General features: G+C 39.3%; 18 protein-coding genes and 1 tRNA gene. 4 read left to right on the top strand and 15 right to left on the bottom strand.

Annotated elements, in window-relative coordinates:
* Positions 1–15: 15 nt before the first annotated feature.
* Positions 16–735, bottom strand: coding sequence for a polyprenyl diphosphate synthase (gene uppS / locus DQN24_RS00380; protein WP_021034758.1), 720 nt, complete (start codon positions 733–735; stop codon positions 16–18).
* A gap of 250 nt (positions 736–985) precedes the next feature.
* Here uppS and leuS point away from each other — a divergent pair, with 250 nt between their 5' ends.
* The 3 genes from leuS (at position 986) to holA (ending at position 5,204) form a co-directional block, all read left to right on the top strand.
* Positions 986–3,571: a leucine--tRNA ligase gene (gene leuS, locus DQN24_RS00375; RefSeq protein WP_054249350.1), complete on the top strand. Its 2,586-nt coding sequence runs from the start codon at positions 986–988 to the stop codon at positions 3,569–3,571.
* Positions 3,572–3,666: 95 nt separating this feature from the next.
* Positions 3,667–4,170 carry an LPS assembly lipoprotein LptE gene (lptE, locus tag DQN24_RS00370; protein ID WP_021034761.1) on the top strand — a complete coding sequence of 168 codons (504 nt, stop codon included), beginning with the start codon at positions 3,667–3,669 and terminating at the stop codon, positions 4,168–4,170.
* A complete protein-coding gene (gene holA / locus DQN24_RS00365; protein WP_021034762.1) occupies positions 4,170–5,204 on the top strand; it encodes a DNA polymerase III subunit delta in 1,035 nt (344 codons plus the stop codon). Before lptE ends, holA begins: the two co-directional genes overlap by 1 nt.
* A gap of 72 nt (positions 5,205–5,276) precedes the next feature.
* Here holA and DQN24_RS00360 read toward each other — a convergent pair.
* From DQN24_RS00360 to glyQ, 5 genes are all read right to left on the bottom strand, one after another.
* A tRNA-Ile gene (locus tag DQN24_RS00360) sits at positions 5,277–5,353 on the bottom strand.
* An 85-nt stretch (positions 5,354–5,438) separates the two neighbouring features.
* Positions 5,439–7,505, bottom strand: coding sequence for a glycine--tRNA ligase subunit beta (gene glyS, locus DQN24_RS00355; protein WP_111695220.1), 2,067 nt, complete (start codon positions 7,503–7,505; stop codon positions 5,439–5,441).
* Positions 7,506–7,842: 337 nt separating this feature from the next.
* A complete protein-coding gene (locus tag DQN24_RS00350) occupies positions 7,843–8,208 on the bottom strand; it encodes an endonuclease domain-containing protein (RefSeq protein ID WP_111695219.1) in 366 nt (121 codons plus the stop codon).
* 30 nt (positions 8,209–8,238) lie between these two features.
* Complete coding sequence (locus tag DQN24_RS00345) at positions 8,239–8,499, bottom strand: hypothetical protein (protein WP_005659157.1); 261 nt, start codon at positions 8,497–8,499, stop codon at positions 8,239–8,241.
* A 58-nt stretch (positions 8,500–8,557) separates the two neighbouring features.
* Positions 8,558–9,466: a glycine--tRNA ligase subunit alpha gene (gene glyQ / locus DQN24_RS00340; protein ID WP_005632923.1), complete on the bottom strand. Its 909-nt coding sequence runs from the start codon at positions 9,464–9,466 to the stop codon at positions 8,558–8,560.
* A 265-nt stretch (positions 9,467–9,731) separates the two neighbouring features.
* Here glyQ and DQN24_RS00335 point away from each other — a divergent pair, with 265 nt between their 5' ends.
* Complete coding sequence (locus DQN24_RS00335; protein WP_021034766.1) at positions 9,732–11,258, top strand: catalase; 1,527 nt, start codon at positions 9,732–9,734, stop codon at positions 11,256–11,258.
* Between the two features lie 235 nt (positions 11,259–11,493).
* Here the strand turns inward: DQN24_RS00335 and DQN24_RS00330 are convergent, their stop codons facing one another.
* The 9 genes from DQN24_RS00330 to suhB all read right to left on the bottom strand — a co-directional run bounded on the left by DQN24_RS00330 (position 11,494) and on the right by suhB (position 20,898).
* Entirely contained in the window at positions 11,494–12,675 is a 1,182-nt protein-coding gene (locus tag DQN24_RS00330) for a glutathionylspermidine synthase family protein (RefSeq protein WP_041175281.1), read from the bottom strand.
* Positions 12,676–13,257, bottom strand: a complete 582-nt coding sequence (locus DQN24_RS00325) for a hypothetical protein (protein ID WP_021034768.1) — start codon at positions 13,255–13,257, stop codon at positions 12,676–12,678.
* Between the two features lie 12 nt (positions 13,258–13,269).
* Positions 13,270–13,689, bottom strand: a complete 420-nt coding sequence (locus tag DQN24_RS00320) for a DUF2251 domain-containing protein (RefSeq protein WP_005636440.1) — start codon at positions 13,687–13,689, stop codon at positions 13,270–13,272.
* A gap of 83 nt (positions 13,690–13,772) precedes the next feature.
* A complete protein-coding gene (gene eno / locus DQN24_RS00315; protein WP_111695218.1) occupies positions 13,773–15,083 on the bottom strand; it encodes a phosphopyruvate hydratase in 1,311 nt (436 codons plus the stop codon).
* 120 nt (positions 15,084–15,203) lie between these two features.
* Positions 15,204–16,409, bottom strand: coding sequence for an NAD(P)/FAD-dependent oxidoreductase (locus DQN24_RS00310; protein WP_050948688.1), 1,206 nt, complete (start codon positions 16,407–16,409; stop codon positions 15,204–15,206).
* Entirely contained in the window at positions 16,406–17,551 is a 1,146-nt protein-coding gene (nrfF, locus tag DQN24_RS00305) for a heme lyase NrfEFG subunit NrfF (protein ID WP_111695217.1), read from the bottom strand. Before nrfF ends, DQN24_RS00310 begins: the two co-directional genes overlap by 4 nt.
* Entirely contained in the window at positions 17,548–18,078 is a 531-nt protein-coding gene (locus tag DQN24_RS00300) for a DsbE family thiol:disulfide interchange protein (protein ID WP_021034773.1), read from the bottom strand. The genes nrfF and DQN24_RS00300 overlap by 4 nt, the downstream gene beginning before the upstream one ends.
* Complete coding sequence (gene nrfE / locus DQN24_RS00295) at positions 18,078–19,985, bottom strand: heme lyase NrfEFG subunit NrfE (protein WP_021034774.1); 1,908 nt, start codon at positions 19,983–19,985, stop codon at positions 18,078–18,080. The genes DQN24_RS00300 and nrfE overlap by 1 nt, the downstream gene beginning before the upstream one ends.
* A 109-nt stretch (positions 19,986–20,094) precedes the next feature.
* Entirely contained in the window at positions 20,095–20,898 is an 804-nt protein-coding gene (suhB, locus tag DQN24_RS00290) for an inositol-1-monophosphatase (protein WP_005631453.1), read from the bottom strand.
* Positions 20,899–21,051 lie beyond the last annotated feature (153 nt).

Genomic DNA, 21,051 nt, shown 5'->3' with positions numbered 1-21,051 from the left:
TTTTAATCCGTTGAATTATTCTGTCCCACCAAAACGGCGATGACGTTGTTGATAACTTGCAATAGCACGATTAAATTCTAATTGATTAAAATCGGGCCAAAGCACATCGGAAAAATATAATTCCGCATAGGCAATTTGCCATAATAAAAAGTTGCTTATGCGTTGTTCTCCACTGGTGCGAATTAATAAATCTACAGGTGGTGCATTTTGCGTTGCAAGATGATGTTGAAACGTCGAGTTATTAATATCTGAAACTGACATTTCTTCTTTTTTAACTTTTTCTGCAATTTGTTTAGCTGCTTGAACAATATCCCAACAACCGCCGTAATTTGCCGCAATATTGAGCGTAAGTGCGGTATTTTTTTCTGTTAAATTTTCCGCTTTTTTGATTTTTTCTTGTAAAGTTTCACTAAAACGAGATACATCGCCAATAATTTTCAGACAAATATTATTTTTATGTAATTTTTTTACTTCTCGATCTAAGGCTTGCATAAAAAGCGACATTAACGCGCTGACTTCTTGTTCTGGGCGACTCCAATTTTCGCTACTAAGGGCATAAAGTGTGAGCACTTTCACACCGATTTGTCGCGCATAAGCCACAGCCTTGCGTACTGCAGTAACGCCATTGGTGTGTCCAAAAATTCGCATTTTATTTTTCTGTTTTGCCCAACGCCCATTACCATCCATAATAATGGCAATGTGTTTTGGAATATTGTTTTGATCGAGTTCTATCATTATTTTTATTATAAAAAGATCCCTATAAATTCGGTTGTGAACTATATCATAAGTTGTATTTGCTTGCTATGGATTCCTTTGTTCGAATCTGTTCTGTAAAAATTGAAAATTTATTGTGAAAAACAACTAAAAAAAAATCACCGCACTTTTATTTCTCTCCCTATTAATTTTTGCCGTTTTACGGTATTCTATGCCACATTTTCTATTGTCAAAATGCTGCAAAAGTGCGGTTAAAATTTAAGGTGATTTTATGCAAGAACAATATCGTCCCGATATGATCGAACCAAAGGTTCAACAATATTGGGCAGAAAATAAAGTTTTCAAAGCAATCAAAGACGAATCTAAAGAAAAATATTACTGTCTTTCTATGTTCCCATATCCATCAGGTCGCCTGCATATGGGACACGTACGTAACTACACTATTGGCGATGTAATTTCTCGTTATCAACGTATGCTAGGTAAAAACGTGTTGCAACCTTTTGGTTGGGATGCTTTCGGCTTACCGGCAGAAGGTGCGGCGATCAAAAATAAAACTGCGCCTGCTAAATGGACATACGAAAACATTGCCTGCATGAAAAAACAACTTCAGCTTTTAGGCTTTGGTTTCGACTGGGATCGTGAAATCGCAACCTGTAAACCAGAATACTACAAATGGGAACAATGGTTCTTCACAGAGCTTTACAAAAAAGGCTTGGTGTACAAAAAAACCTCAACCGTAAACTGGTGTCCAAATGATGAAACCGTACTCGCAAACGAGCAAGTACACGAAGGTTGTTGCTGGCGTTGTGATACACCTGTGGAACAAAAAGAAATCCCACAATGGTTTATCAAAATTACTGACTATGCAGAGCAATTATTAGGTGGTTTAGATACCCTTCCACAATGGCCTGATATGGTAAAAACTATGCAGCGTAACTGGATCGGTCGTTCTGAAGGGGTAGAAATTACCTTTGATGTTGCAGATACTAACGAAAAAGTAGCAGTTTACACCACGCGTCCAGATACCTTTTACGGCGTAAGTTATTTAGGCATTGCCGCAGCACATCCATTAGCAAGTTTAGCGGCTCAAAATAATCCTGAATTAGCCACCTTTATCCAAGAAGCAAAAAATGCCAAAGTGGCAGAAGCTGATCTTGCGACAATGGAGAAAAAAGGAATGGCAACGGGCTTATTTGCGGTTCATCCATTGACGGGTGAAAAATTGCCAATTTGGGCCGCGAATTTCGTGTTAATGCACTACGGTACTGGCGCAGTAATGGCGGTTCCAGCTCACGACCAGCGTGACTTTGAATTTGCTCAAAAATACGGTTTACAAATTAAGCAAGTTATTGAACCCATTGCTGATGAAGAAATTGATTTAACTAAACAAGCTTTCGTTGAGCACGGTAAATTAGTGAACTCAGCTGAGTTTGATGGTTTAGATTTTGAAGGTGCATTCAACGGCATTGCAGATAAATTAGAAAAATTAGGTGTAGGAAAACGTCAAGTGAATTACCGTTTACGTGACTGGGGTGTTTCTCGCCAACGTTATTGGGGAGCACCAATTCCGATGCTAACCCTTGAAAATGGCGATGTAGTACCTGCACCAATAGAAGATTTACCCATTATTCTGCCTGAAGATGTGGTAATGGATGGCGTGAAAAGCCCAATTAAAGCGGATCCAAACTGGGCGAAAACAACTTTCAACGGTGTACCTGCATTAAAAGAAACGGATACCTTTGATACCTTTATGGAATCCTCTTGGTATTACGCGCGCTACACTTGTCCACAATATCAAAATGGCATGCTTGATGCGGAAGAAGCAAACTATTGGTTACCAGTGGATCAATATATCGGTGGTATTGAACACGCAACAATGCATTTGCTCTACTTCCGTTTTTTCCACAAATTGTTACGCGATGCAGGATTTGTAACCAGTGACGAACCAGCCGATAAATTATTGTGTCAAGGTATGGTGCTTGCAGATGCTTTCTATTACACCAGTCCAACCAACGAGCGTATTTGGGTAAGCCCAACCCAAGTGACCCTTGAGCGTGATGAAAAAGGCAGAATTATTAAAGCCACAGCTCCTGAAGGGCGTGAACTAGTCCACAGCGGCATGACCAAAATGTCGAAATCCAAAAATAACGGTATTGATCCACAAGAAATGGTAGAAAAATATGGTGCCGATACTGTTCGTCTATTTATGATGTTTGCCTCTCCAGCAGAAATGACCTTGGAATGGCAAGAATCTGGCGTAGAAGGTGCGAAACGTTTCTTAGGGCGTGTTTGGAATTTGGTATATCAATATCAACAAAATCCAGCAAAAACTAGCCTAGATTTGACCGCACTTTCCGCAGAACAAAAAGTGCTTCGTCGTGAAGTACATAAAACAATTGCGAAAGTGAGTGATGATATTGGTCGTCGTCAAACATTTAATACTGCGATTGCAGCAGTAATGGAGTTGATGAATAAACTGACTAAGGCTTCCTTAGAAAGCGATCAAGATCGAGCAGTCATGGCGGAAGCATTAAGTGCAGTTGTTCGTATGCTTTATCCAATTACGCCGCATATCTGTTTTGAATTATGGCAAGCTCTTGGCAATGAAAGTGCTATTGATACCGCAGAATGGGTAAAAGCCGACGAAGATGCAATGGTAGAAGACGAAAAACTTATTGTGGTACAAGTAAACGGTAAGGTTCGTGGCAAAGTTACCGTTGCGGCAGATGCGGATGAAGAAACAGTCAAAACGATTGCTTTCGCGGATGAAAATGTGAAGAAATTTGTTGATAATCAACATATTGTCAAAGTGATTTATGTCGCAGGTAAATTATTAAACGTAGTAGTGAAACCATAATACGTGGGGTGTGTGAATTCAAAATTCACGCACTATTTTTTATACGTACGTGAAATATTTACATTTTACACGTCCTACAATTAAAGGTAGTTTTTATGATCAAATCAATCAAGACTTTACTGCTTATCGCAACATTAGCAATTCTTTCTGCTTGCGGTTGGCATTTTCAACAGTCGGTTACTATGCCAAATGAATTGCGAACATTAGCCCTTGAAAGTGATGACCCTTATAATGATTTCACTGTTATTATGCGTCGCAAGTTACAGGAAAATCAGGTTAATATTGTTAATGTAAAACAAAATATTCCCATTTTACGTATTAATAAACAGATTACTTCAGATCAAGTCGCATCTATTTTTAAGCACGGACGTGAAGCAGAAAAACTTTTAATGTTGGAAGTTGAAGCCACTTTTCGCCTTGCTAATGGCGAAAGCTATCCAATCAATGCGAAAGTAAATCGTACTTTCTTTGATAATGCGCGTGCAGCATTAGCCAAATCGGAAGAACGCGAGGTAATTTGGAATGATATGCGCGAGCAAGTAGCGCGTCAATTAATCGTAAAAATAATTGCGTTACAAAATCAAATAAAAAGCAAATAATGAACCGTATTTTTCCAGAGCAACTAAATTATAATCTTGCTCAAGGTTTAGCTAGAGTTTATCTCTCGCATGGGCAAGATCCTTTATTACTTAGTGAAACTGAGGATACTATTTGTCAAGTGGCAAACCAGCAAGGTTTTGATGAAAAAAATAGCATTCAGGTTGATAGCCAAACTGATTGGGTGCAACTTATAGAATCTTGTCAATCTATGGGGTTATTTTTTAGTAAACAAATACTAAGCTTGAATTTACCTGAAAATTTCACCGCACTTTTGCAGAAAAATCTGCAAGAACTTATATCCGTATTGAATAAAGATGTCTTGCTTATTTTACAGGTAGCAAAATTGACTAAAGCGATTGAAAAGCAAGCGTGGTTTATTGCACTTAATCAACATGAACCAAATGTAATACTGATAAATTGTCAAACACCGACGGTAGAAAACTTGCCACGTTGGGTAAAAAATCGTACTAAAGCAATGGGATTAGATGCCGATAATGAAGCAATTCAACAACTTTGTTACAGTTATGAGAATAACTTGCTCGCACTCAAACAAGCTCTGCAGCTTTTAGATTTGCTCCATCCTGATCATAAACTTAACTACAATCGTGTCATTAGCGTGGTGGAACAATCCTCAATTTTTACACCATTTCAATGGATTGATGCTTTGCTAATGGGAAAAGCAAATCGTGCTAAACGTATTTTAAAAGGTTTACAAGCTGAAGATGTGCAACCTGTTATTTTATTACGCACACTACAGCGAGAATTATTTACGTTGCTTGAACTCACAAAACCACAGCAACGTATTATGACAACGGAAAAACTTCCAACTCAACAAATTAAGGCTGAATTTGATCGTCTAAAAATCTGGCAAAATCGCCGACCGCTCTTTTTAAGTGCAATTCAGCGTTTAACTTACCAAAAACTCTACGAAATTATCCAAGAACTCGCCAATATTGAACGCCTTGCTAAACAAGAATTTAGCGATGAAGTGTGGATTAAACTCGCTGATTTATCTGTGAAAATTTGTTTGTAGTCACAAGGCAAATAAAATAGACAATATTGAAATAAGATTTTTGATAAAAAAGAGATTTTTGGCTGGAAAAAATGGTCCCCCCTACCGGACTTGAACCAGTGACCAAGCGATTATGAGTCGCCTGCTCTAACCGACTGAGCTAAGGGGGGAAATTGCGGTAATTATAGAGAAATAATCACTTGAAGTCTATAAAAGAAAGGATGATTGATGAAAAATCAACCATCCCTTTTTACATTATTGAAGCACTGAAATATCAGCTACTTGTAAGAATAACCCTTGTAACGTATTTAAAATCGCTAAGCGGTTTTGGCGTAATGCTGGATCTTCAGCATTTACCATTACGTTGTCGAAGAAACTGTCTACTGGCGTGCGTAAGTTCGATAATTTATCTAATACTGCCGTGTAATCGCCTTTTGCAATAAGCGGTTGTACTTCAGTGCGTAATGCAAGTACCGCTTCAGCAAGTGCTTTTTCAGCTGGCTCTACGCAAGCGGTCAAATTGATCTCACCAATTGCAGCATCCGCTTTGGATAAGATGTTGCTTACACGTTTGTTTGCTGCCGCTAACGCTTCCGCTGAATCTAAAGTACGGAAGTGTGAAACCGCACGCACTCGCGCATCAAAATCAGCTGGACGGGTTGGACGACGAGCCAATACCGCTTGAATCACATCCACCGCAATGCCTTCATCTTGATACCATGCACGGAAACGACCGAGCATGAAATCTACCACATCGGCAACCACGTTTTTATTCGTGAGTTTATCGCCGAAAAGAGCGGCTGATTTTTTCACTAAATCTTCTAAATCCAGTGGTAAATTTTTCTCTACAATAATACGTAACGCACCTAATGCCGCACGACGCAATGCAAATGGGTCTGCACTGCCTTTTGGTGCTTGCCCGATTCCAAAGATACCCGTTAAAGTGTCAAATTTATCGGCTAAAGCGACCGCACTTGCAACGAGTGATTTTGGTAATTCATCGCCTGCAAAGCGTGGCATATATTGTTCGTTTAATGCTACTGCTACTTCTTCATCTTCGCCGTCGTGACGAGCATAGTGCATGCCCATTACGCCTTGCGTATCGGTGAATTCGAATACCATGTTGGTCATTAAGTCACATTTTGACAGTAAACCTGCACGTTTTGCTTTCGCTTCGTCTGCACCGATTTGTTTTGCAATTTCGCCTGCAAGTTGTTCGATACGATCAGTTTTGTCTTTTAATGTACCGAGTTGTTGTTGGAACAACACGGTTTCTAAACGTGGTAAACGATCAACCAGTTTTTGTTTTAAGTCAGTTTTGAAGAAGAATTCCGCATCAGTTAAACGAGGGCGAACCACTTTTTCGTTCCCTTCAATAATCGCGGTTGGATCTTCTGGGTTGATGTTCGAGACAAAAATAAAGTGCGGTAATAATTTGCCGTCTTTGTCATAAATTGGGAAGTATTTTTGGTCGCCTTTCATGGTGTAAACCAAGGCTTCCGCAGGCACTGCTAAGAAACGTTCTTCAAATTTTGCCGCTAACACATTTGGGTATTCCACCAACGAAGTCACTTCTTCAAGCAAGCTTTCTTCAATGTCAGCCACGCCACCAAGTGCGGTCGCTTTTGCTTGAGATTTTGCAAGGATTTCGGCTTTACGCTCGTTAAAATCCGCTACCACTGAACCTTTTTCACGCAATAATTGTGGATATTGGTCTGCATGTTGAATTTCAAATTCTTTCTCGCCTAAGAAACGGTGACCACGAATAGTACGCGCACTTGCTACACCTAAAATTTCGCCTTCGATTAACTCATCACCTAACAACATAGTCACGGTGTGAACTGGACGAATAAATTGCACGATTTTATCTGCCCAACGCATTGGTTTTGGAATTGGCAATTTCGCTAACGCATTTGCCACAATGTCGTTAAGTAAGTTTTTAGTCGGCTGACCTTTAATTTTTGCACGGTGAACTAACCATTCGCCTTTATCAGTCGCAATGCGTTCTGCTTGCTCAACGGTAATACCACAACCACGCGCCCAGCCTTCAGCCGCTTTAGTTGGTTTACCTTCCGCATCAAAAGCTGCAGATACTGCCGGCCCACGTTTTTCGATTTCTTTGCTCGGTTGTTGGGTTGATAAGTTCAACACTTTCACCGCTAAACGACGCGGCGCCGCAAACCATTCGATTTTGTCGAATGATAAGCCTGCTTGGTTTAATTCCGCCTCAACGTTATCCGCAAAAGAGGTCGCTAATGTTTTTAGAGCTTTTGGTGGCAGCTCTTCAGTGCCGATTTCTACTAGGAAGTTTTGGGTTGTCATTTTGTTTCTCTTATTTAAAAATTCTGTAGATTTAAATTCTTATTTTCTTCGTTATTACTTCTGCCAAATCTCCCCTACCCCTCTTTGCTAAAGAGGGGATTGGATCTTTGGAGAGTTAAATATTTATGTCCTACTTTAACGTTTTTTTAAAGCAGATAATTTAATCTCTATTGAAATTAAAATGTAAATGAACCAGTTACTATCAATTTACTCAAGAATTCCCCTCTTTAGCAAAGAGGGGTAGGGGAGATTTACTCGCTTCGCTCGCACTTCGTGCCGTTGCTAAAGCAACGTTCAAACGCAAGCGTTTGTGGCAGAGGTTAATCCAACCTCATACTCAATCAGCCCTTACATTCTCTAAAAACAAATAAATCTGCTCTACTACCGCTTCAATTTCACGCATGACTTCATCATTGCTAAATCGCATCACTGTAAAACCAAGTGAATTTAATTCTGCATCTCGCAATGCATCTTTTTCCTGATAATCAGGTTCATAGTGCTGACTACCATCTAATTCAATAATCAGCTTTGCTTTTGCACAATAAAAATCAACAAAATAACTTAAAAGTGGCTTTTGTCGATTAAAACGAAATCCTAATAATTGATCTCGATTGATGCGTTGCCATAGCTTTCTTTCTGCATCCGTTTGATCCGCTCGCAATTTCTGCGAATTCTCTTTTAGGTATTTTTCATAGGGTTGCATGAAAACTGCTATTCTATTTTTTCCTAGAACTCAAAAAATTGCTTTTAACTTTGATAGGTCTAAAACAACATCGCCATTTGGTAATAACAATGCAGGAATGCCTAAATAGCCATTTGCTTTCGAGTTATCAAATTCTGCACTGCTATCGCGTAAACGAATAAATTGTTTGAGATTAGGTAATGAAGTCATAATTTCTACTTCATCGTAATCCACACCTAAGCGATCCAACTCCGCGACAAATGGCGCGGTATCTGGGCATGTTTCTGCATAAAAAAGAATGGGTTTGCTCATTTTGCTCTCCTAAAGTGCGGTCAAATTTCACCGCACTTTTTTGAATTACCTTTAAATGTTATTTTTTACAACCTGGGAAACCTAAGGCTTCACGGCTTGCATAATAGGCTTCCGCCACGCCTTTGGTTAAGGCACGAATGCGTAAAATATAGCGCTGGCGTTCGGTGACCGAAATTGCTTTACGCGCATCTAATAAGTTAAAGCTGTGTGCTGCTTTCAAAATACGTTCATAAGCTGGCAATGGTAACGGTTTTTCTAAGGCTAATAACTCTTGTGCCTCTTTTTCGTATTGATCGAAGCAGTAGAATAAGAAATCTGTGTTTGCGTGTTCAAAGTTATAGGTTGATTGCTCAACTTCATTTTGATGGAAAACATCGCCATAAGTGGTTTTGCCAAGCGGGCCGTCAGACCAAACTAAGTCATACACAGAATCTACGCCTTGAATGTACATGGCTAAACGCTCTAAACCGTAGGTCACTTCGCCCGTTACAGGTTTACATTCTAAGCCGCCCACTTGTTGGAAATAGGTAAACTGGGTTACTTCCATCCCGTTTAACCATACTTCCCAACCCAAGCCCCAAGCACCTAAGGTTGGGTTTTCCCAGTTATCTTCCACGAAACGGATGTCGTTTTGTGTTGGATCGAAACCGAGCATTTCAAGCGAGCCTAAATAAAGTTCTTGAATATTATCTGGAGAAGGTTTGATTACCACTTGGAATTGGTAGTAATGCTGTAAACGGTTTGGGTTTTCGCCGTAGCGACCATCGGTCGGACGACGTGAAGGTTGAACATAAGCAAATGCCATTGGCTCTGGGCCTAATGCACGCAATGCGGTCATGGGGTGAGAAGTACCTGCACCCACTTCCATATCAAAAGGTTGCACAATGGTGCAGCCTTGGTTTGCCCAATATTCTTGTAGGGCTAAAATCATACCTTGGAATGTTTTTACGTTAAATTTTGTACTCATAATCGTTGATCTAATGTGATTAAAAATGTTGGTATTATACTTGAATCCGTAAAAGGGATAAAGGCGAAAAATGCGGTTGAAAATCAGGCTTTATAAAGATATATCAAGTAAGTAATTTTGAATATTTAGGTAGATTTTAAGTCTTATTTTAGTATAGTTTTTTTTGATTGATTTAATAGATTTCAATTGTTTAAACCTTTCTATATGATTCGCAAGAAATTCATTTCAACCTAACTAAATTTATTAACTTTACAAGGAATCTACCATGAGTTCTCAATGTCCTTTCTCGCACTTAGCTGCGACAAACTTAACAATGGGTAACGGTGCACCCGTTGCTGATAACCAAAACAGCTTAACAGCTGGTCCACGTGGTCCATTACTTGCACAAGATTTATGGCTTAACGAAAAATTAGCTGATTTCGTACGTGAAGTGATCCCAGAGCGTCGTATGCACGCTAAAGGTTCTGGTGCATTTGGTACCTTTACTGTGACACACGATATTACTAAATATACTCGTGCAAAAATTTTTAGTGAAGTGGGTAAAAAAACTGAAATGTTCGCACGTTTTACCACCGTGGCAGGCGAACGTGGTGCAGCAGATGCTGAGCGTGATATTCGTGGTTTTGCATTAAAATTCTATACTGAAGAAGGTAACTGGGATTTAGTAGGTAACAATACGCCAGTATTCTTCTTACGTGATCCACGTAAATTCCCAGATTTAAACAAAGCAGTAAAACGCGATCCGCGTACTAATATGCGTTCAGCAAAAAATAACTGGGATTTCTGGACATTATTACCAGAAGCATTACACCAAGTAACTGTTGTAATGAGTGATCGTGGTATTCCTGCAAGCTATCGTCATATGCACGGTTTCGGTTCTCACACTTATAGTTTTTGGAACGAAGCGGGCGAACGTTTTTGGGTAAAATTCCACTTCCGTACTCAACAAGGCATTAAAAATTTAACGAATGCTGAAGCCGCAGAAATTATTGCAAATGACCGTGAAAGCCATCAACGTGATTTATATGAAGCGATTGAACGTGGTGATTTTCCTAAATGGACATTATTTGTACAAATTATGCCAGAAGCTGATGCAGAAAAAGTATCTTATCATCCATTTGACTTAACCAAAGTATGGTCAAAAAAAGACTATCCATTAATTGAAGTAGGGGAGTTTGAATTAAACCGTAACCCAGAAAACTTCTTCGCTGATGTAGAACAATCTGCATTTGCACCAAGTAACTTGGTTCCAGGTATCGGCGCAAGCCCTGACAGAATGTTACAAGCTCGTTTATTTAACTATGCGGATGCACAACGCTACCGTTTAGGTGTGAATTACCGTCAAATTCCAGTGAATCGTCCGCGTTGCCCAGTTCATAGCAACCAACGTGATGGTCAAGGTCGTGTAGATGGTAACTACGGTAGCTTGCCACACTACGAGCCAAACAGCTTCAGCCAATGGCAACAACAACCAGACTTTGCTGAACCACCACTTCGTATCAACGGAGATGCAGCACACTGGGATTATCGTAAGGATGATAACGATTACTTCAGCCAACCTCGTGCATTATTTAACTTAATGAATGCAGAGCAAAAACAAGCGTTGTTTAATAACACTGCAGCTGCAATGGGCGATGCACCTGATTTCATCAAATACCGTCATATTCGTAACTGTCACTGGTGTGATGCAGCATACGGTGAAGGCGTTGCGAAAGCATTAGGTTTAACCGTTGAAGATGCATTAAAAGCTCGTGATACTGACCCTGCATTAGGTCAAGGCGGATTGTTATAATCTTTCGAGTTAATTACTTTAAATAAATAATAGTAGTAATTAATCTGCACCCAAAAGTTAGACTAAGGTTTAATCAATTTGGATGCAGATTTTTTTTTAATGAAATATTACTAATTAGTTACATAATACGTGAACGATTTTGTAATCGGTTAAAAATTTGAATGTGAAAAATAACCTATAATAGCTTCCATTCTTATGATAAATATTGCATTTGAGTAATAATGATAAATATGTATCAAGGTACAAAATAATGAGGTATAAAATGACTATCATTCCCCGTTACTGCAGTAAAATCTTCGCGTAATCCCATACCGCAAGCCACATCACCCACAACCCAAGAGCCGATAATTGGATACATTCCATCAAAACTTGGTAATTCAAATTTTTGTTGATAAACATAACCTGAATTAGCATAAAACGTAGAGTGTTCGCTTCCTTTCGCTGCAAATTCTACGCCATTGTTTTTCTCATAATAGAAGACATTGGCACCTTCTCGACCTAACAATGGTTTTTTCACCCACATCGATAAATCTTTTGGTAATTCGAAAGGCGTAAAATAAGCAGGCAATAAATTCGGATGATTCGGATAACGCGCCCAAAGTTTTGCCAATAGCGCTTTATTACTTAACAACATTTTCCACGCAGGCTCAATAAATCGTGTTTCAGCGGTTGTAATATGGCGAGCAAACTCAGCGTGGCTTAGCCATTCCAGCGGATACAATTTAAATAACATTTCAATAGGCTGATCATTTAAATCTACAAATTTTTCTGTTTCGCTGTTATAGCCAATATCTTCCACCGCTAATTGATGAATATTCCAACCTGCGTTATAAGCCACATCAGCTAAATAATCCACATTGCCCCAATCTTCACGGCCAGCATCTTGCATAGCACTCAAATGGAAATCTGTTTTACCACTTTGTTGTTTCAAAAATTGGAAATGTTTAATTAATTCTTCATGAATCCAGTTAAATTGATCACGATGTTTCAAGCCCTCAATTTGTTCCAACCACTGCCATTGAACAACCGCAGCCTCCAACAAAGATGTTGGCGTATCGGCATTATATTCAAACATTTTTAGGTTGTCGCCATCATAGCCAAAATCAAAGCGTCCATATAAATAAGGATCTTGATTACGCCAAGAGCTTTCAATAAGCTGTTTTTGCAACTCCGTAAAACGATAATTTTCATAATCGCCTTTTTTAATTTCATCCGCCGCAAAATCTAAACACATTAAATGTAATTCATTAGTTGTATCCTCAATGCGATCAATTTCCGCTAAAGTAAATTCATAGGCAACATTATCAGACCAATAATGAGAGCCATCACTAGAAGGCAAATTATAGTAATCAAATCCAACATTAAGTAGCTGTTGCACCATATCTGGTCGAATAGGAAACCCGGTTACACGTTTCATTTAGCCCCCACTGCTACGATTAGTATTATTTGGGCTACTAAAACCACCACGAGATACAGGTTTGCTATTCATGCTTCCTGCATTTCCTTTCACAAGCATTGGTTTTCCAACAGAACGATTTGTTTGCGGTTGCACAACTTGCCCTGCTGGTGTGGTGACAGCTCGATTTCCAGGATGATAGCTCGGGCCAAGGAAACTACTAATTGCACGAGCTGCCATATACCCTATAACGCCACCAGCAATTGCGGCCCCTAAAGAAGGATCGGTACTTTCAGCTTTTGCAGTCGATTCAGCATTGTTCTCACTTTGATTAGCTTGTGCATTATTTTCAGCTGGATTTTTTACCGCACTTTCTGCATTACCGTTATCACGAATATTTAAACCAAGCCCCTGCGGTGGTGTAGTTTCAGTTTTCTGAGTACTCTCGGTATTTTTATCTGCCTCACAAAGCTCAATTTTTTTCCAATCCGCTAAACAATCGTCTAAAGACTGATACACATCACGTTGTACTTGTTCTTCTGAACAGCCTCCTAATAAGGCCACAATAGATAAACTCACTAAAATCTGATTTTTCTTTTTCATTGTTCTCAATTTTTATCGAATGGTTTTCACGCCTAGCCATTGCTCGGCCTGTTTATTGGTAATTTCTTCACGAGTCCACATACTCATTAGATCTGGTTGTGGATATTTATTGCTGTTATAGCCGACTAAACGAGCAAAATCAAATACGGCATGAGGATAGCCATTAATAAGCAACAAGGCTAAATAACCACTTTCATCCCAACAAATTTCAAGTTTGCGTGCCTCATGATGATTAGAGGTTGAATCAACATTATACACGTGCAACATATCCACTATCGGTTGAGCATTTTGACGCATATCAAGTGCATAAAAATAGCCTGTTTCACCGTCATCTTCAAACATTACGGCAAAATGCTCAAATACCGTAGAATGCGTTCCTACTTGCTTTGGCGTTCCTAAAAAGAGTTCGTCTTCTAAAGTTAAATGTAACATTCCCTTTCCTTTAAATATTAGATATAAAAACACCGCACTTTTATACAAAGTGCGGTGAGATTTTACAGTAAATTCAGCGTGAATTACGCTTGACCTTTAACCGCTTTTAAGCCTAAGAACGGGGCTGGAGTGCCAGCACGTTCTAATGCTTCTTCGATACGGATTAATTGGTTGTATTTCGCAATACGGTCAGAACGGCTCATAGAACCCGTTTTGATTTGACCTGCTGCTGTACCAACCGCTAAATCAGCAATAGTTGCATCTTCGGTTTCGCCTGAACGGTGAGAGATTACAGCCGTGTAACCTGCATCTTTAGCCATTTTGATTGCCGCTAAAGTTTCAGTTAAAGAACCGATTTGGTTGAATTTGATTAAGATAGAGTTTGCGATACCTTTTTCGATACCCTCTTTTAAGATTTTGGTGTTAGTTACGAATAAGTCGTCGCCCACTAATTGAACGCGGTCGCCTAACACTTTAGTTTGGTATGCAAAACCTTCCCAGTCAGATTCATCTTGACCATCTTCGATAGACACGATTGGGTATTGTTTAGTTAATTCTTCAAGATAGTGTGTGAACTCTTGAGAAGTGAATGAACGGCCTTCGCCTTTCATTTCGTATTTGCCAGTTTCTTTGTTATAGAATTCAGAAGATGCGCAGTCCATCGCTAAAGTAACGTCTTTACCTAATACGTAACCTGCTTTTTCAACTGCTTCTTTGATACATGCTAAAGCGTCTGCGTTAGAGGCTAAGTTTGGTGCGAAACCACCTTCATCGCCAACTGCCGTGCTCATGCCTTTAGATTTTAATACTTTTGCAAGATTGTGGAATACTTCAGCACCGATACGAAGTGCTTCACGTAACGTTTTCGCACCCACTGGTTGGATCATAAATTCTTGAATATCGACATTGTTATCTGCGTGTTCGCCACCGTTAATGATGTTCATCATTGGTAATGGCATAGAATAAACACCAGCAGTGCCATTTAATTCTGCAATGTAAGCGTAAAGTGGTAAACCTTTAGATGCTGCCGCTGCTTTTGCGTTTGCTAAAGATACCGCTAAGATTGCATTTGCACCAAAGTTAGATTTGTTTTCAGTACCGTCTAAATCGATCATAATTTGGTCGATTTCAGCTTGGTTTGTTGCATCTTTACCAAAGATGGCTTGTGCGATTTCGTTGTTCACTGCAGATACGGCTTTTAATACGCCTTTACCTAAGAAACGAGATTTGTCGCCGTCACGTAATTCTAATGCTTCACGAGAACCAGTTGATGCACCAGATGGAGCCGCAGCTAAACCAACAAAACCTCCTTCAAGATGAACTTCAGCTTCAACAGTTGGGTTACCGCGTGAGTCGATGATTTCGCGACCAATCACTTTAACGATTTTTGCCATTTTTATTTTCCTCAATTAAGTTAATTAAAACGGGTTAAGCGAGCCTAAAACAGGCGATATGATAAAGCTATTTTGAGATTTTGTCTTGTAAAAAATGCGTATGCTTTGATCTTTATCTATTTATTGTCTTGAGATATTCGTTGCACAAGCATAAGCTGAACTCCACGCCCATTGAAAGTTGTAACCGCCTAGCCAGCCTGTTATATCTAGCACTTCGCCAATAAAATACAAACCTTGTACAAGGTTACTTTCCATCGTTTTAGAAGAAATCATTTTGGTGTCCACACCGCCCATAGTGACTTCAGCCGTACGATAGCCTTCTGTGCCATTTGGAGTAAATTCCCAGTGATGAATAAAATCCACCAGATTTTTTACCCACACTTTGCTGATGTTAGCGATAACTTTATCTTGCATAAGACCTTGCTCAAGCCAAAGTTCAACCAATTTTTTCGGAAGTAATCGAACCAAGATAGTTTTCAACATTTGTTTTGGCGAAGATTGTTTTGCTTGATTAATTTCCTCTTCCACATTGTGGTTAGGTAATAAATCAATTTCCACTGACTCAGTAGGCTGCCAATAATTGGAAATTTGCAACACCGCAGGGCCTGAAATTCCACGATGGGTAAACAAAAGCTGGTTGTGAAAAGATTTTCCGCACTGGGCTGTGATCGTGACTGGCAAGCTAATGCCTGAAAGTGCGGTTAAAAATTTATCTGTTTCTTGATAAGTAAAAGGCACTAAACTCGCGCGCGGAGGAATAACTGGAATGCCAAATTGTTCTGCAATTTGATAGCCAAATGGCGTTGCACCAAGCCCAGGCATAGAAAGCCCACCTGTCGCAACAATCAAATTTTTACATTGCCATTTGGTTGAATTTACCTGTAAAACAAACCGCACTTTTTCATCATTTTGAATGAGTTCAACTTGAGAAACTTCGCTACGCAATAAAATCTTAGCGCCATATTTATCGCATTCAGATTTCAACATTTCAACGATTTGTTCTGCGCCATCATCACAAAATAATTGCCCCAATTCCTTTTCGTGATAAGTAATCCCTTGCTCCGCCACAAGAGAAATAAAATCCCAATTGGTATAGCGGGCAAGGGCAGATTTAACGAAATGAGGATTTTGTGAAAGGTAATGAGCTGGCGTAACCTCTAAATTGGTGAAATTGCAAAACCCACCGCCCGACATCAAAATCTTACGTCCGATTTTTTTACCGTTGTCGAAAACTGTCACTGACTTGCCTAACTTAGCCAACTGTGCAGCGCAAAATAATCCTGCGGCACCTGCACCAATAATAATATTTTCAGAATATTGGCTCACGGATTTTGCCCTTTTTCACCACGTTGTAAAAAATCCAACATCTTCATTCGTTGAATAACAGAACGACGATCCACTGCCGCATTACCAGAATCTAATAATTGCTGTAAATACGCACTGGCTTGTGGGTATTGACGATTTTCTAAGGCAATCGTCGCCAACAAAGAAAGACTTGACACTTCATTTTTATCTTTTGCCAAAGCTTCATTCAAAAGTTGTTCTACTTTTGGGGTTATTTGCTGACCTGCTTGATAATAAAGTGCGGTGGCTGCCAAACCTAAAATATTAGGTTTACTGCCTGAGATTTTTTCCGCATTAGAATAAGCCACAAGCGCACTGTCAAATTCATTATTCTGCACATAGGCTTCCCCAAGTAGAAGCCAAGTTTCCGCATTATTTGGATCAGTACGCAGTTTATTTTGGATCTTCTCAATCACATTTTCATTTTTGTGTTCATCATTCATTTCAACATTTTGATTATGTTGCTCAATCATTGATTGCTCGCCTTGTTGAACACGACTAAAACGATCAAGAGAAAAATAATAAGCGGTTGGAATAACAATTAATAAAAAGAAAACCACAAAAGAAAGTTTGTGATTACTTTTCCCAAAGAAATCTGTCTTTTGTTCCTTTTCCTTAGGGTCTGAATGAAACTCAGCATTAACAGAAAAATATCTCTGTTCTTTTTCCAACGCAGTTCCCTGCTCGGTTGAAGATAGGGCAGATTTTTTTCTATTTGAGAAATAAAGCAATGCGGCCGCTAAAATTAAAAGAGCCATTGGCAATAACCATAACAACGCCGTATTCCATTTGAATGGCGGTTTGTAATTCACAAAATCGCCAAATCTAGCCGTCATTTGATCGATAATTTGCTGATTAGTTTTTCCTTCGTCCACCATTTTGTACACTTCAAGACGCAAGTCATAAGCGATAGGCGAATTAGATTCCACCAAATTTTGGTTTTGACATTGTGGGCAGCGTAAAGATTTTGCCAACTCTACGGCACGAGTACGATCATCTTGATTTTGGAATTGATAGGTATCCACCATTTCCGCTTGAGTAAACAAGGAAAATGCGAATAAAAGTGCGGTTGCAAAAACAAATGTTTTTTGAACTCGAGTAAAAATATCTAATAGGCTTTTCATTTATTCTTCAATGCTTCAATTTTTGGCAAAAATACCGTTTGCCAAGTTTCTTTATCCAATAAACCAGAATGGCGATAACGAATCACACCATTTTCATCCAAAAGATAAGTTTCTGGCGCGCCATCCACGCCTAATTTGAGGGCAAGTTCTCCCTGACTATCATTAATGGTTAAGACGAACGGATTGCCCATTCGCTTAAGCATTTCAATGCCATTTTGCGGATTGTCGCGATAATCTACACCCACAATAGGCAACGTTTTTGCAATCTCAATTAACAACGGATGTTCTTCTTTGCAATAACCACACCAACTGCCCCACACATTTAATAAAAATGGCTGTTTAGGAAAATCTTTCAGGCTTACGATTTGTGATGGCTCATGTAAATTAGCCTGATAAAACTCTGGAACGGGTTTATCAATTAAAGCCGACGCAATTTTTTTCGGATCTTGATTTAACCCAGCAATTAATAATACACACACGCCTAAAAGCACAAAGAGCGGTGCAAAAAAGAGAAGTTTTTTGTTCATTATTTTTCCTGTTTTCTGCGTAATCCGAAGACGCTAAAAAGTGCGCCAAACGCCATTAAAATACCGCCAGCCCAAAGCCAACGAATCAGCGGTTTATAATGTAAGCGGAAAGTAAATTCTCCTTTGCCGAGAGAATCTCCCATCACAATATATAAATCGCCCCAAAAACCGCCATTAAGCCCCACTTCACTCATTGTCATTGTACGAACATCGTAATAACGGCGTTCGGGGATAATTTCTGCATAAGGTTTACCATTTTCAGTTACGTCAAAAAAGGCGATTTCTGCCGTAAAGTTTGGTCCGATTTCATTAGAAAATTGGCGATAGTGAAATTCATATTGTCCCAGCGTTTGACTTTGTTGCGGTGCTAAACGCACACCAATTTCACTGCCAAAATAACCGCTCATTATTGCGCCAATAGTCACAATCGCCACGCCACAGTGTGCTAAAATCATACCAAATTGAGACAAACGAATTTGTCGCCAATTTTGCCATAAAGTGACCAACAAAAGCCAAATCGCAAGAGTTAATAACACAAAAGCGAAAGCGTGAAAATTCAACGCAGAATTATGGCGTAGCTGTTGCCAAATCATCAAGCTGGCGAGAATCAAAGACGGAATAAGCAACCATACGTAACGTATCAATAATACGCGATCAAATTGCACTTTACGTATGCTAAGCGAAATTACCATTAAGATTAAAATTACCGTAATGATTGGGAAGAAAATACTATTAAAATAAGGACTTCCCACCGAAATTGAGCCCCAATTCATCGCTTGGAATAACATCGGGTAAAAGGTGCCTAAAAAGGTAGAAACAGTGGCAATGGTCAGCAAAATATTCAGCAATAAAATGCCACCCGATTTAGAAACGAACTGAAAATTCACCGCACTTTCTGACAAACTGCCCGCACGCAAAGCGAATAAACCAAAGGCTAACACTGTCAAAACAAAGAAAATTAATAACAATACATAACCGCGCGTGTTATCCAATGCAAAAGCGTGCACAGAAGTGAGTGCACCAGAACGAACAATAAACGTGCCTAATACGCTAAAGGCAAAAGCGAGCAAAGAAAAAAGCGTTGTCCAATAACTAAATACACCTTGTTTTTCTGTTGCCATTAAACTGTGTAATAACGCCAAACCAAGCAACCAAGGCATTAAAGATGCATTTTCTACGGGATCCCAGAACCACCAACCGCCCCAGCCAAGTTCGTAATAAGCCCACCACGCACCAAGCACAATGCCAATGGTTAAAAACAACCAAGAAACCAACACCCAGCCACGCATTGAGCGTGCAATTTGTCGTGCAGATTGGTTATAAATCAACGCACTCAAACTCATTGCAAAATTTACCGCAAAGCCCACATAGCCAACATATAATAAAGGCGGATGGAAAATTAATCCCACATCTTGCAACATTGGATTGAGATCGCGCCCTTCTGCGGGAGCAGGAAAAATGCGTCCAAATGGATTGGAATAAAATAAAATAAACACCGCAAAACCAAAGCAAATTAATCCCAATAAAGATAAAGATTGAGCGGAAAAAGTGCGGTCATTTTTTCGATTAAAAAAAGCAAAAGCAGCAAGCCATAAACTCAATGAAAATAACCAAAACAACATTGAACCTTCATGTCCGCCCCAAGTGGCAGCCACTTTAAAAAATGTAGGTAATTGGGAATTAGAATGTGCCGCTACATATTCAAGGGTGAAATCATCCACCGCAAAAGAATAAGCAAGCAAACCAATTGAGAACGTCGTCGCAAGGGTAAAAATATAACTAAGCGGCCAAGCAGCATTAATTAAAGTCGAATTTTTTTTGAATAACCCAAATTGAGGCACTAACGCAAGAAAAAACGCGCTAGCTGTTGCGAGTAAAAGAAGGAAAAAGCCAAGTTCTGGAAGCATAATGTCGTCGTTTTTTTTCGTTGATGCGCAGATAAAGTCGCTAATCAAGTATGTTTCATTAATAAAATTAAAAATAGCACCTTGATAGGTGCTATTGTACTTATAAAAATTAATGATTAAATTCAGCACCTAAACAAGGGCGGATTTTATTTAACATTTCTTTTATTACGCGTGATGGGGCTGCGATGATATTGCCACTGCGTAAGTAGCCGTTACCTGCATCAAAATCACAGACTAAACCACCTGCTTCACGCACGATTAAATCGCCAGCTGCGCAATCCCATGCTTTTAAGCCCATTTCAAAATAGCCATCAATACGATTTGACGCCACATAGCATAAATCTAATGCAGCAGAACCAGTACGACGGAAATCCGCAGCATCTTCAATTAAGGCATTCATCATTGCAAATTGAGTTGGCATTAATTTTGGTTGTTTGAATGGAAAACCAGTGGCTAAAATTGAACCTTGAAGTTCACGTTTACTATCTACACGTAAACGTACTTCATTTAATTTTGCACCTTCGCCACGCACAGCAGTAAATAATTCATTGCGGATTGGATCGTAAACAACCCCGACTTCAGTGCGATTTTTTACACGAACTGCGATAGACACAGAAAAGTGGGGAAGTCCTGTCATAAAATTCCGGGTACCATCTAGAGGATCAATAATCCATTGTACATCGCTATCTTTGCCTTCAATTGCGCCTGTTTCTTCCGTAATAATTGTGTGATCAGGATAAGATTTACGAATAACTTCAATGATTTCTGCTTCAGACGCTTTATCAACGTTTGTCACATAATCATTAATACCTTTTTGTGTGCTTTCGATAGCATCACGGCGTTCATAATTTTTAGCAATCACATTGCCCGCTTTTCGTGCCGCACGAATAGCGATATTTAACATTGGATTCATATTTCCACCAGATTTTAAAGAACAGAAAAATTCCGCATCATTATAGCGAGATTTGCCAAAATAACCAGTTGAAAATCATAAAACAATGGTTTTTATAGATTTTCAGAAAAACTTTGCGATATGGATCGCAAAAATCATATCAAGTGATTTTTC

The sequence above is a fragment of the Haemophilus influenzae genome (assembly GCF_900475755.1).
GTDB lineage: Bacteria > Pseudomonadota > Gammaproteobacteria > Enterobacterales > Pasteurellaceae > Haemophilus > Haemophilus influenzae_D.
Note: the sequence above shows the minus strand (reverse complement) of the source record. Positions and strands in the feature narration are given on the sequence as shown.